Origin of the sequence: Herbaspirillum rhizosphaerae (genome assembly GCF_046025915.1) — a bacterium.
Taxonomy (GTDB): domain Bacteria; phylum Pseudomonadota; class Gammaproteobacteria; order Burkholderiales; family Burkholderiaceae_D; genus Herbaspirillum; species Herbaspirillum rhizosphaerae_A.
In genome coordinates, this window is record NZ_JAQQFR010000022.1 from 1 (window position 1) to 13,437 (window position 13,437).

Below are 13,437 nucleotides of genomic sequence, written 5' to 3' on the forward strand. Positions count from 1 at the left end.
ATCAACCGTGACGCCAGTCGTCGATGTTGCGTAACTCACGCGATTGTGCGAAGTCGCCGTGCTGACTCCGCCGTCAAACGCATTGGCGGCAGTGCTCGCGATGAACAGATCGTCCAAGGATGAACCAATCACGTTCTGAATGTTGATGTAAGTATCACCCTGCGCAGAACCGCCCGTACCCGTTCCACCTACCAGGTCGACAGTTACGGCTGCAGCCGACGATGCGTAGCTGACGGTGTCCGAACCGCCGTTGCCGTCAAAACGGTTGACGTCATTCGAGGCAACAAAGATATCGTTGTACGACGAACCGATAATGTTCTGGATGTTGGTATAGGTATCATTGGCGGCAAAACCATTGCTACCATTGCCTGTTGCAAGATTGACTGTGACGCCAACGCCATCGCTGGCACGCGCATAGCTGACCGTATCGCTGCCGCCGCTGCCGCCGTCAAAGGCATTCGCTGCAGCGCTAGCGATGAACGTGTCGCTCTGCCCACTGCCCGTGACGTTCTGGATATTGACGTAAGTGTCGCCTGCTGCATAACCGCCGGAGCCGGTACCATCGACCAGATCGACGATAACTGCAACGTTCGAAGCGGCGTAGCTGACTCGGTTCGATCCGCCACCGCCGTCAAAGTTGTTGTTGGCGGCGTTGGCGACAAAAGTATCGTTGAAATTACTGCCGGTCAGATCCTGAATATTGAGCAGTTGATCACCCTGCGCATAGCCGCCGCTGGTACCGGTTCCGTTGGTGTAATTCAGGTCCACCGTAACAGCGGCATTCGATGCCGCGTAGCTCACGCGATTGTGCGAAGTTGCGGTGCTCACCCCACCATCGAGTTTGTTGGCGTCGGCGCTGGCGATGAAGGTGTCGTCGGACGCGCCACCGATCAGGTTCTGAATATGCGAGAAGGAGTCACCGTTGGCATACAAACTGCCGCCGGTGCCGGTGCCGATAGTATTGGTCAGATCAATCGCCACCGAACCCGTGGCATAGAAATAGCTCACGGTATTGACGCCACCACCACCTTCGAAATTGTTGACTTCCGAACTGGCGATGAAGGTATCGTCAAAATTACTGCCGATCACATTCTGAATATGTGCAAGCGTATCGCCCTGCGCATAACCACCGCTGGCCGTACCGTCGTACAGGCTGACTGTGACGCCTGCATTGGACAGCGCATAGCTCACGGTATCCGAACCCGCCAGACCACCGTCAAAATGATTGGCCCCCACGCCCGAAATGAAGGTATCCGAATAGGAGCTGCCAGTCGCATTCTGAATGTTGACGTAACTATTGTTCTGCGCGTACCCGCCGGTGCCAGTCATGGTGACCATATTGACCGTGACGCCGGCGTTGGATGCCCCGTAGTTGACGGTGTCGGAACCACCGCTGCCGCCGTTGAACGTGTGACTGTCGGGGCCGGCGATGAAGACGTCGTCGAAGGCGCTGCCGATGACGTTTTGAATACGATTATAGGTGTCGCCTTCAGCATCACCGCCGACGCCACGACCACTCACCAGGTTGACCGACACACCGGCCGCCGAATTGGCGTAGCTCACGGTATCCTGCCCGCCGGTGCCGCCGTCGAAGCTGTTGGCGTCGATATTGGCGATGAAGGTGTCGTCGAAGGCACTGCCGATGATGTTCTGGATATGAACGTAAGTGTCGCCCGCGGCCGAACCGCCTGCGCCCACGCCAGTACTCAGGTTAACCGTGACGCCAGCCGTCGAGCTTGCGTACGACACTGTATCGGAGCCGCCGCTGCCGCCGTTGAAACGATTGGCCAGCGTATTGGCGATGAAGATGTCGTTGAATGCACTACCAGTCACATTCTGAATAGCGACATAGGTATCACCCTCGGCATAGCCGCCGCTACCGGTGTTGGTAATCAGATTGACCGTCACGCCCGAAGTCGACGTTGCATACGACACGGTATCGGAGCCGCCGCTGCCGCCATCGAGATTATTGACCTTGTTGTTGGCGACAAAGGTGTCATTGTAGGCGCTGCCGATCAGGTTCTGGATGTTGCTCAGGACATCGCCTTGCGCATCGCCGCCGGTACCAAGCCCCGTCGTCAGATCGACCGTCACGCCCGCAGTGGACGTCTTGTAACCTGCTGTATTGACGCCCTGCGTGCCGCCGGTGAGAATATCTGCACCGGCGCCGCCTTCAAAATAGGTGTTGCCGCTACCGCCGATGATGGTGTCGGCTCCGGCACCGCCATAGATCAAATCGTTGGCGTTGCTACCGTAAATGGTCACGCCACCATCGCCGGCATGAATCTCATGCGGCGTACCCTGTGCTGGCAAAACCCAGACGCTGCTACCGTTCCTGGGATCAAGATAAATCAGATCGGTATAAACACTGGCATCTTTGATAACCACCGAACGGGAATCCAGCAGATGGGTGGGACCATCGTTCGTCACCACCGTGGTGTCGAAGCTGATGATTGATGTACCGGCCGTCGGCGTTGTAGGACTGGCTGCCGCCGTACTGTACTGAACTTGCAGGTCAAATGTTTTTTGACCTGCGCTCGTCGGTGTGACCAGATAACTGCCATTGCCAAGATTGGTCGCGTTCAGGATCGTCATGTTCGACGGCACACCCGAGATCAAGACCGATTGCACAATACCGTCACCGGTAATGTTGATTTCAAAGATTTTGACGAAATCGCTTTGCGTCGCGCTACCAGTGGCGTAAATGGTATGAACGTCATTGCCGGCAATAATTTTCTGCGTCGAGAACTGTGCAAGACTTGAACCGTCGGTGGCCGACCCAGGATTTCCGCCGCTGCCATACAGCACGCTACCGACCTGCGTGGTGGTGGCCACGTTAAGCAGGTTGAGACTCATCGCCGGCGACTGCGGTCCCTTCACGGGATCCGCCAACGCCGCCCCCGGACGCTCCTGAATTACCGGAGACACCAGCTTGAGCTGCGCCTGAATGTTGTCCGACACCGGCGGTGCCGGCGGATTCGGAATCGATGGCAAGGCCAGATTCTGCAAGCCGTTACTAGTCAACGAACCGGCATTGTCCTGAATGATTTTCGCCAACTGGCTGGTAGCAGCCGGATTGACCTGAGCATTGTTGTTTGAGGTGAAATGGTTGTCCGCTGCAGAATCAGCAGTGGGATCAGAATTGAGGATCTTCGACTGAGCGCTGTTCGCCAGCGGAATCTTGCCCACGAGATCAAACAAACCCGAGGTGTTCTGCGGAGCATCGTTAAAAATGACCTTGGAGTTGTCATCCATGGCCCCCAGCGCACCGCCGGCCAGCACGACCTTGCTACCGTCCGCCATCTCCAGCACCATGTCGACATCCACCACCTGCACATGCTTGACAGCGCTGCGCGGAACGTTGAGGTGAAAACTGCCTGCCTGATCTGGCATCGCCACACTGGCCGACCCGGTGACGGGATTAGCAGTGTTCGCGGCACCATTCGCGCCACTTTCAGCATTGGCCGCATTGCCGGATTTCGCCGGCGTCGGTTTTGGGGTAACTGCAGTTGCCATGGTGAGCCTCGCTATCGGAGTCTGATCACAAATTCACGAATTCTTGTTTGCTTCAGTTTGTTCAATATCACTGCAGCTATTGCTGCAAAATCTGCGCACTCGGCCCATCCGCGACGATCTTGCCGTCGTTGAGCACGATGATGCGATCCATCTGTTTGAGCAGTGCTGTGCTGTGCGTCGCAATCACCACCGTGCGCTGCGCCGAAAACGCGCGAAGCCGCTCGATGATGCGCGCCTCGGTCGCCAGATCGATGCCGGTAGTAGGCTCGTCCAACAACATCACGGTCGGCATGCCGGCCACGGTGCGCGCCAGCGCCACCATTTGCCGCTGCCCGCCGGACAGATTACCCGGCGCCTTCAGCATCTGATCCAGACGCAGTTCGCCGCGCGCGATCAGATCGTCGACGCTGGAGACGGCCAGTGCTGCTTCGTACACTTTGCTGTCGACGCGGTCGCCGACAAAAATATTGGAAGCCAGGCTGCCGTCGAAAATGAACGGTTCCTGCGGCTTGTAACCGATGCAACGCATGCGCACCGGCGGTGCATACGCCGCCACCGCGACGCCGTCGATCAATACCTGGCCGTTGCCCGGCTCGACCTTGTGCAAGCCGGCCAAAGCGCGCAGCAAACTGCTCTTGCCGGAACCGGACCGGCCGACAATGCCTACCTTTTCACCGGGCTTGATCTCCAGCGAGATGTTGTCCAGCGCCGGGCGTTCGTTCTTGTCCAGATGCAGCGTCAGGTTGATGACCTGGATCAGGCCGCTCATGTCTTGTCGCAAGACGTCGGCGACTTCCTGGGAATCTTCGTCGTCGAACATGTCTTCGAACGCAGCGCGCGCGCGCTTGAACATCTCCAGCCGTCCCAGCACCGTTGCCACCGACGATATCATCGAAGTCGAGCGGCTGATCAGCAGCGAACTGGCGATCAGTGCGCCGACGGTCAGTTGATTGTCTTCGACCAGATATACGCCGACCACCAGCGTACCGACAGAAATCAAGGTATTGCCGACGGCCGAACTGGCGTAGCCGATGTTCATCCAGAAGCGGCTCTTGGCCTGGCTTACTGCGTTGTCGGCAGCATCCGACAGGAAGGTCTTGACCAGGCGATATTGCAAAGGCGAGGTCTTCAGGGTTTCCATCCCGAACACCAGGCTGGCCAGCTTGTCGGTCTTGCCGATGCCGGATTTCAACGCGGCGTTGCCGTAGTCGGTAGCGGGAATCTTGCACAGCAGTTGCGCGCTCACCAGTATCGCGCCGCCCACCAGCATGACCCACACCAGATGGCCGCCGATCATGCCCACCGCCACCAGATACAGCAGCAAGAATGGCAGGTCGACCAGAACCAGCATGTAGTTCGATGACAGCAAGTCCCGCGCATTGCTGAGATCGCGATACTTGGCCAGCACCACGCCGACCGGCGCATTGACTTTGGACTCCAGCAAACGGCGCACCGAGGTGCCGTCGAACTCGATGTCGAAACGTCCTGCCAGTTGTTCGACGTAATACACCCGGATGACGCGCAGGATCAGCTCCAGCACGATGAACAAACCCATGCCCAGCGTCAGCGCCCACAAGGTTTCCGGAATGTGGTTGCCGATTACCTTGTCGTACACCAGACGCGAATAAATCGGCATGAACAGACCGAACACATTGATCAGCACACCGGCGATGATGATCTCGACGAAGCGGCTGCCGTAGGCGCGCATCAACGTCAGATACACCGGATCCTTGCGCAGGGAGCGCAAATCGGCTTGCGGCTGATCGACGTAGATTTGGTCGCTTTCGTTCATGAGATTGTCGGCTTCGGCTTCGGATTCAGGTTCAGGTTCAGGTTCAGGTTCAGGTTCAGGTTCAGGTTCAGGTTCAGGTTCAGGTTCAGGTTCAGGTTCAGGTTCAGGTTCGGGTTATGTTCAGGCTGCTCTGCGTATCAAGTGTTCCTGGAAGCCGAGATTTCGCGCAGGGCTTCGCGGATTTCGAGACGCAAATCCTTGACCATAGTCACACGGCCAGTGCGCATTTCGTCGATAACAGTTTGCGTGTTGATGTTTTGACGCATCAGCGCTTCGGTGATCGAGGTCATCGAAGTCGGGATCGCGCCGAGGTTCTTGACGCGATCGTTCATCATCGCCATGTGCTTGGCCAGGTCGATCTGCAGCTGGCGCGACGACAAGGCATCGCGCGTCATGTTGCTGGAGTTTTCGCCAATGGCCTTGCCCAGCTCGCCCAGACGCTCGGACACGGTCGAGTGGATTTCGCCCTGATGCTGGATGGCGCCCAGTTCGTCGGCAATGCGGATGGAAATCTGATTGAGCAAGGTCGGCATCTGCGCGATGTGCTGCGCAGTTTTTTCGGTCATGTTGGCCGCTTCCGACTGTTGCGCCTGCAGCGATGTCAGCGCCGAAGACAGCGACATCTGGCCGCTTTCCATCGTGGACACAATCTTCGGCAGCATGTCGAAACTGCGCAGGGCGATATCGCCGTTGACCGACAGGCGCTCTTCCAGCAGCGACAGGCTTTGTGTCAGGTCGCGTGCCGAAGTCATCTTTTGATTGATGATCTGGCCGACGTTGCGGATTTCTTCCAGCGTCTGCTGACCGACTTCATGCATGCGCGGCCCGAAGGAAACCAACTGGCGCAGATTTTTCGATTCGTCCATGCTGGCATGGAACAGTTCGACGATGTTCTGGAGTCTTTCATTCATGCCTTCGAGCTTGATGCCGGCCTGCATCGAGGATTCCGAGCTGGCACGCGACGCCATGATGGATTCGCGCTGCAGCACCATCAAGTCTTGCAGGAACTCGGCCAGAAACTGCTCCGATACGCCCTGACGGCCGGAAGCCCCCGCGCCGGGACCACTCATGTCGTGAATGACGTGCTGCACCATCTCGCTGATGCATTCACGCGCACGGCCGGTGAGCTTTTTACCGGCGCCGCGCAACGGTGTCAGTGTCAGGCCCAATGCCAGCGAACCGATCAGACCGAACATCGACGCCGAAAACGCGGTACCCATACTGGCCAGCGGTTTTTGCAGGTCGGACACCAGATGCATGAAGGAGGCATCCATGTCACCGCCCTGCGTCGCCTTGCCGAAGCCGTCGATCAGTGCAGCCGTGCCTACCAGTGTTTCCAGCAGGCCGATAAAGGTACCGAGCAGACCCAGCGCGATCATGAAGCCGGTCAGGAATTGCGGGAATTCGGTTTTGGCTTCCAGATGCGCCGCCAGATCCGACAGCGAACGTTCAATGGTTTCCTGTTCGATACGCGAGGTCAGGCGGCCTTTGGTGCTGGCGACGCTGGTCAGCACTTTGCCGATTTCGCTGTTCTGGAATTCCGGCGCCTTGGCCAGTTCCATCATGTCTTCACCGCCATTGACGCGGGCGTAAAACAGCGTGAGCTTGTTGTATTCCCAGTTCACGCGCCAGATGTTGTAGACGATCAGCGAGACGCCGAACACGGCCACGCTGATGATGAACAGGTTCAGGAAAGGATTGATCCGGATCGCATGCAGCACGAAATCCCTGAACAGGAAGCCGCCCAGTAACAAGAACATGGACGGAATCGCAGCGAGTGCATAAAAATTGCGCAGGTTTTTCATACGATCAGGTTCCGAAAAAAGGAAAACAAATAGTTAAATAATCAAAATACAGCTTGTTCATTGCGGCCTCATGACGCCATCATGGCTGGCCCATCATGCATCCAGACTTAGCGCGGTTCCCGCAGCGCGGTCTGGCCAAAGCGATTCAGCGGCGACATCAGGTACTGCCATACGGTGCGGCGACCGACAATCATGTCGGCGGTGGCGGTCATACCTGGCATCAGCGCTACGCTATGGTCGATCTCGCGCGGATCGCGCGTCACTTCAATCTTGACGCGATAAAAACGTTCGCCACGTTCTTCCGGCACGGTATCGGCACTGACTTCCGTCACGACGCCCTTCATCGAACCGTAAACGCCATAGTCATAGGCCGACACCTTCACACGTGCGGGTGCACCGGTCATCAATTGGGCACGATCGGTCGGCGAGACTTTGGCTTCGATCACCAGTTTGTCGTCAGTCGGCGTCATTTCAATGATGGCGTCGCCGGGCTTGACCACCCCGCCGACGGTGTTCATCAGCACCCGGTTGACCACGCCATCCATCGGCGCGCGCACTTCGGAACGCGAGACACGGTCATTGCGCGACTTGATTTCTTCCTGCAGGCGCGCCAGTTCGTTTTCGCTGACGGTCAGATCACTACGCGCATCAGCACGAAAGCGCGATGAGGCTTCACCCATCTTGGCCTGTGCTTCGGCGATGGCGGCATTCAAGCGCGGGATCATGGCATTGGTAGCGCTGAGACGGCTCTGCGCATCCTGCGCTTTGGACAGCGACTGGATGTCTTCCAGCTGCGAGGCGGCATTGCGCTCGAACATGCTGTGCACCAGCTTGTATTGGCGCTGCGCCAGATCGTATTCGGAGATCAGGCTCTTTTGGCGGCTGGCGGCTTCACCGACTTCCGCCTGGCGCTGCGCAGACTGTTCGCGCAACACGCTCAGTTCTTGCGTCAGCTTGGACTGGCGCGCAGTGAAAGAAGCAAGCTCGCTTTGCACCGAAGGATCGTCGTTCTTCAGATCCGGCGGCATGGTCACCGACGGTGCTCCGCTGGCTTCTGCCTTGAGGCGTGCCACACGAGCGCGCAGGCCGAGAATCTTGACGTTGCCTTCGCCGAGATCGGCATTGGCGCGCACGTCAGCGATCGAAATCAGCGTCTGGCCTTTTTTCACGGCAGCGCCTTCGCGCACCAGGATGGCGGAGACGATGCCGCCTTCCAGATGCTGGATCACCTGATTGTGTTCAGAGGCAACGATACGGCCGGCACCGCGCACCACCATGTCGATCTTGGCAAACCATGACCACACCAGCAGGCATAGCAACACGCCCACGGTAATAAGGATGAAAAGACGCGGACGCGGCAATTGCTGGTGGTCGCCCAGTGGGGCATCAACCTTCGGCGCGATCAGGCGCATCCATTGATAGCTGCGACGGCGTAACTGCAGTCGCAGACGCAGGTCCCAACGCAGCTTGTCGTTGGGTAGCCCGCTCATTTTTCACCTGCCTGATATTGAATGATCACGCGCGCGTTGCTCTCGGCAGTGTTCTCCGACGTGGCGACGCGGCTGACTACACGTTCTTTCTCGACGCCGGCGTCGATCAGATGGTTACGCACGCCGACGGTGCGGTAGTAGGCGCGACGGCGCGCTTCGCTGAACTCAGCCGAGCCGATCACGCCGGTGATGACGATTTTGCCTTGATTTGATTTGACCTTCTTGACCCATTCGCCGATGCTGGCATCGAGCGTCTTGGCGCTCTCTGCGCTCAACTCGGTGGCATCTTTGTCGAAGTTCAGAACCACGGCCTTGTCACCGCCTGCAATGGACAGACCTGGTGCAATTTCCTTCGCCTTCTCGACACGCACTTGAATATTGTTGTTGCCGCTGGCGCCGGCATCGCTGCGCAGGCTGCCTGCTGAGGCTTGCAGCGGCGGCGCCGCTTGCCTGGTCTTGAGCTCAGAAATTTCGCGCCTGAGCTTTTCGATCTGATCGGACTTGTCGCGGTTCTCACTCTTCAAACGGGCGGTATCAGCGTCCTGGCCTTCAGGCGCATTGATCTGATCCGGCTTGACCTTGGTAGAACCGGTCTGAGTCTGGACCATGCCCTTGGTGACCATCTTGTTGACGCGAATCTCGGCCAGCTTCTGCGAGTAGTAGAAGAGCGTCACAACGAACACAACCACCACGAAAATCATGACGAGCACGACGTTAGAGAGGGCGTCTACAAACCCCGGCCAGAAATTCTGTTCTTTACCACTGTCCATCGTTCCCCCAGACCTTCTCTATTTACTGCCGGGCAATTTATCCCCGGGCGGCGTCCATGCCTTGCCAGTGTTGCGCAAAATTTGATAACTGATATCGGCTTGCTGAAATAACAGCAATGCAAAATCCATGCGCGTCTGATAAGCCTGCTGGTACGCGTCGAGCACATCGAGCAATTGTTTGCCGCCGGTGGAAAGTTGCTCCAGAAACACATCGGCGACGTTGGCATTGGTTTCATATGCGTCGCGCGAGATCGCCATGCGCTTCTTCACCGCACCCAGTGTCCGGTAATTGATCTCGACTTGCTCCTTGAGCTTGCGTTCGAGATCCGCGGCGGTGTTGCTTTTCTCAACCAGCTTGGCACCGATCTGACTCTGGTAGTACATGTCCGAACCACCGTTGAGCAAATTCATGGTCATCACCAGCATCAGGCGACGATCTGTCGTTAAGGTCGGGTCGCCGCCTGCACCGCGCGTTTTGGTCTGGGTCCATTCGACAGCAAAGGTCGGCGAAAACCTCGAACGCGCCGATTTCAACTCTTCGCGGACTGCATCCGCATCGCTACGCGCAGCGCGAATACCTGGATTGGACTCATAGACGTCCTGCAGGGCAACACGCGATGTCGGCGGCACAGTCGGCATCATGCGCTCCGGCACCTGCACCTGCTGTACGCGCCGGCCGATCAATTGAATCAGCGAAACCATGCTGCTTTCCAGCGCCCCCTCGCTCTCGGCCACAGTAGCTTCGGCCTGCAATGAGCGGCCGCGGACGCGGTCATAGTCGAGTTTGCTGGCGCCGCCACCTTCCATGCGTTTGCGCATGTAATCGAGCAAATCATTCATGCGCTTGGCGTAACTGCGCGCAAAAGACAGCGACGCATAAGCGCGCACCACGTCGTAGTAGGCCTTGATGGCTGCGTAATACAGCGATTCACGCGCGTCATCAAGGCGCTGATCGGCAGCGCGCGACATGGCGCGCTGCTTCTGGAAGTCAAAGTAAGATCCAGGGGCAAAAATCGGCTGGCGGCCGATCAACGTTGCGTCCCAGCGCTTATGCTGATCAGCTTGAATGATGTTGCCGCTTTCATCGCGAATCGAGGCCGGCGAAGTATATTCCCGGCCTTTTTGCGTACGTACATCGAGCGTCGGCCCCAGTTGTCCGAGCGACGATTTTGTCGCATAGCTAGCCTGATCGGCCTGCGCGGCGGTCGCGGCGTAGCTGTAGCTATTATTGAGCGCCAGATCCAGCACCTGATCCAAGGTCAGGAAAGGAACCTCCTTGTCATCGACGGTTTCGACCTCTACAGAGGGCAAATCAATGGCGCTGCCGGAGAAGCCAGAATCCGCCTGGCGCAACATCGCCAGAATCTCGTCATTGGAGTTCGCGTTGCTGAGTTCGTCCTTGGCATCCGGGGTTTTACCAGGCCGGACAATGGAATCAGCCTCCCCTTCAGGACCTACTCGCATTTGAGGAGGCGTATCAAGAGGCTTTTCGTCGGTTTTGGCTTGGGCGAGCGAAATGACTCTAGAATTTAATTTTCCAGAGGGAAATTTTTCACTGGGAAGCGGAAAGGTTACGGGCGTATTCGCTGCAGCAATTGCCTGCGACGCGACCGAGAATACCAATGCACCAAAGACTAACTTCGTGTTTCTTCTATATGTCATTGTCAGATACAACAGACCAGCATGGGAACTGGCCTCCCTCCCCTCATACGAAAGAAATTCAACAAGCCATCAAACAGATCGACTTCGATCGTCCCCGGTAACTGCCATATCTTCTTGTTGTGTATTCTTTTGGGGCATTTAGTTGCTGCGGAATTATACGTGAGACATCGAAAACTATCTGCTCGCGTTACAAAATAAACAACAAATTCTATCAAGTTTCTTCAAGGGAAATATGAATTTATGGTTACAGAAACGACCGTTCGTGCGCTTCATTGCTCGCAAACAATTTCTTAGACCGTCCATTGAAAATCGCCCAACTACCCTCATTCTCCTTACAATACGCGGTCGCGACACTCAGGCATTCCCTGAGACGTGGTTAAGAAACTACTCTTTCATTCACGAGGTAAGTACATGGCAGCACCCGAGAAACAGACCCTGGGCTTTCAGGCCGAAGTCAAACAGCTGTTGCAACTGATGATTCACTCCTTGTATTCGAACAAGGAAATCTTCCTGCGAGAACTGGTCTCCAACGCATCCGATGCATCCGACAAGCTGCGCTTTGAAGCGATCAACGACAGTGCCTTGTTCGAGAACGATCCGGAACTGAAGATCAAGGTCAGCTTCGACAAGTCGGCGCGCACGATCACCATCTCCGACAACGGCATCGGCATGAACCGCGATGAAGCGATTTCCCATCTGGGTACGATCGCCAAGTCCGGCACCAAGGAGTTTTTCTCGAAACTGTCGGGCGACCAGCAAAAAGATGCGGCGCTGATCGGCCAGTTCGGCGTGGGCTTCTATTCCGGCTTCATCATCGCTGACCGCATCACGGTCGAAACCCGCCGTGCCGGCACACCGGCCAATGAAGGCGTGCGCTGGGAATCCGAAGGCGCCGGCGAGTTTTCGATCGAAGCGATCGACAAGCCGAACCGCGGCACCGACATCATCCTGCATCTGCGCGAAGGCGAAGATGAGTTCCTGTCGTCATGGCAGTTGAAATCCATCATCCGCAAGTACTCCGACCATATCTCTCTGCCGATCCTGATGCAGAAGGAAGAATGGGACGAAGAAAAGAAGGAAACCGTCCAGAAAGACGAACTGGAAACCGTCAATCAGGCCAGCGCCCTGTGGACACGCAGCAAGTCCGACATCACGCCGGAGCAGTACGAAGAGTTCTACAAGCACATCTCGCACGACTTCGGCGCACCGCTGGCCTACACGCACAATCGCGTGGAAGGCCGCAGCGAATACACGCAACTGCTGTATATCCCTACCCGCGCACCGTTCGACATGTGGGACCGCAACAAGCGCGGCGGCATCAAGCTGTACGTCAAACGCGTGTTCATCATGGACGATGCTGAGCAACTCATGCCGGTCTACCTGCGCTTCGTCAAGGGTGTGATCGATTCAGCTGATCTGCCGTTGAACGTCTCGCGTGAAATCCTGCAAGAGTCGCGTGACGTCAAGGCGATCCGCGAAGGCTCGACCAAGCGCGTGCTGAGCCTGCTGGAAGAGTTGGCCAACAGTGACGAGCAAGCGCAGAAAGACAAGTACGCCGGCTTCTGGACCGAATTTGGCCAGGTGCTGAAGGAAGGCATCGGCGAAGACGCGCCCAACAAGGAGCGTATCGCCAAGCTGTTGCGTTTTGCTTCGACGCACAACGAGTCCGACGCGCAAACCACTTCGTTCGCCGATTACATCGGCCGCATGAAAGAAGGCCAGAACAAGATCTACTACGTCACCGGCGAGAATTACCATGCTGCCAAGAACAGCCCGCATCTGGAAATCTTCCGCAAGAAAGGCGTGGAAGTCCTGTTGCTGACCGATCGTGTCGACGAATGGATGCTTTCCTTCCTGCAAGACTTCGACGGCAAAGAACTGGCTTCGGTGGCCAAGGGCGGCCTCGATCTCGGTTCGCTGGAAAATGAAGCGGAGAAGAAGCAGCACGAAGAGACCGAAACGCAGTTCAAGGATCTGGTCGAAAAGATGAAGACTTCGCTGGCCGACAAGGCCAAGGACGTGCGCGTGACCTTCCGTCTGACCGATTCGCCGACCTGCCTGGTGGCGGATGAGGACGAACTGTCGGGCAACCTGGTGCGCATGCTCAAGGCTGCCGGACAAGCTGCACCGGACGCCAAACCGATTCTGGAAATCAATCCGGATCACCCGCTGGTGCAACGCCTGAAGTACGAAGAAACGAAATTCGACGATTGGGCGAATATCCTCTTCGATCAGGCCCTGCTGGCTGAAGGCGGTGCGTTGACGGATCCGTCCGGCTTCGTCAAACGCCTCAACGACATGCTGCTGGGGATGGCGTCGAAGTAAAGCTACACGGTAAACTGGCAACGGCATCACCGTTTGCCAGGCAAGAACTGCGGCGGCCTTTGGGTCGCCGCAGCCGT

The 13,437-nt window shown here is 57.0% G+C and carries 6 protein-coding genes and 2 pseudogenes; 1 reads left to right on the forward strand and 7 read right to left on the reverse strand.

The annotated features are described in order from the left end of the window. The 7 genes and pseudogenes from PQR63_RS22960 to PQR63_RS22990 all read right to left on the reverse strand — a co-directional run. On the reverse strand, window positions 1–3,516 hold a 3,516-nt coding region (locus tag PQR63_RS22960), incomplete at its 3' end, for a beta strand repeat-containing protein (RefSeq protein WP_408170528.1). Window positions 3,517–3,592: 76 nt separating this feature from the next. Beyond that, window positions 3,593–4,204 (reverse strand): annotated as a pseudogene (locus tag PQR63_RS22965) (ATP-binding cassette domain-containing protein); the annotation flags it as partial. 228 nt (window positions 4,205–4,432) lie between these two features. Beyond that, window positions 4,433–5,308, reverse strand: a pseudogene (locus PQR63_RS22970) (ABC transporter transmembrane domain-containing protein); the annotation flags it as partial. Window positions 5,309–5,445: 137 nt separating this feature from the next. Continuing rightward, complete coding sequence (locus PQR63_RS22975; protein ID WP_408170530.1) at window positions 5,446–7,113, reverse strand: biopolymer transporter ExbB; 1,668 nt, start codon at window positions 7,111–7,113, stop codon at window positions 5,446–5,448. A gap of 107 nt (window positions 7,114–7,220) precedes the next feature. Beyond that, window positions 7,221–8,525 (reverse strand): HlyD family type I secretion periplasmic adaptor subunit, encoded by a 1,305-nt coding sequence (locus PQR63_RS22980; protein ID WP_408170570.1) that lies wholly within the window; start codon window positions 8,523–8,525, stop codon window positions 7,221–7,223. A 74-nt stretch (window positions 8,526–8,599) separates the two neighbouring features. Further along, window positions 8,600–9,373, reverse strand: coding sequence for an OmpA family protein (locus PQR63_RS22985; RefSeq protein ID WP_408170532.1), 774 nt, complete (start codon window positions 9,371–9,373; stop codon window positions 8,600–8,602). An 18-nt stretch (window positions 9,374–9,391) separates the two neighbouring features. Continuing rightward, the gene (locus PQR63_RS22990; RefSeq protein ID WP_408170533.1) at window positions 9,392–10,837 is read right to left on the reverse strand and encodes a TolC family protein; all 1,446 of its coding nucleotides are present in this window, start codon (window positions 10,835–10,837) and stop codon (window positions 9,392–9,394) included. Between the two features lie 609 nt (window positions 10,838–11,446). Here PQR63_RS22990 and htpG point away from each other — a divergent pair. Further along, window positions 11,447–13,360 (forward strand): molecular chaperone HtpG, encoded by a 1,914-nt coding sequence (htpG, locus tag PQR63_RS22995; RefSeq protein WP_408170535.1) that lies wholly within the window; start codon window positions 11,447–11,449, stop codon window positions 13,358–13,360. Window positions 13,361–13,437: the final 77 nt, after the last annotated feature.

Excerpts from the sequence above, each read along its gene's own strand:
- PQR63_RS22975 (WP_408170530.1), bottom strand. The coding sequence starts at position 7,113 with ATGAAAAACCTGCGCAATTTTTATGCACTCGCTGCGATTCCGTCCATG.
- PQR63_RS22980 (WP_408170570.1), bottom strand. The coding sequence starts at position 8,525 with ATGCGCCTGATCGCGCCGAAGGTTGATGCCCCACTGGGCGACCACCAG.
- PQR63_RS22985 (WP_408170532.1), bottom strand. The coding sequence starts at position 9,373 with ATGGACAGTGGTAAAGAACAGAATTTCTGGCCGGGGTTTGTAGACGCC.
- PQR63_RS22990 (WP_408170533.1), bottom strand. The coding sequence starts at position 10,837 with ATGCGAGTAGGTCCTGAAGGGGAGGCTGATTCCATTGTCCGGCCTGGT.
- htpG (WP_408170535.1), top strand. The coding sequence starts at position 11,447 with ATGGCAGCACCCGAGAAACAGACCCTGGGCTTTCAGGCCGAAGTCAAA.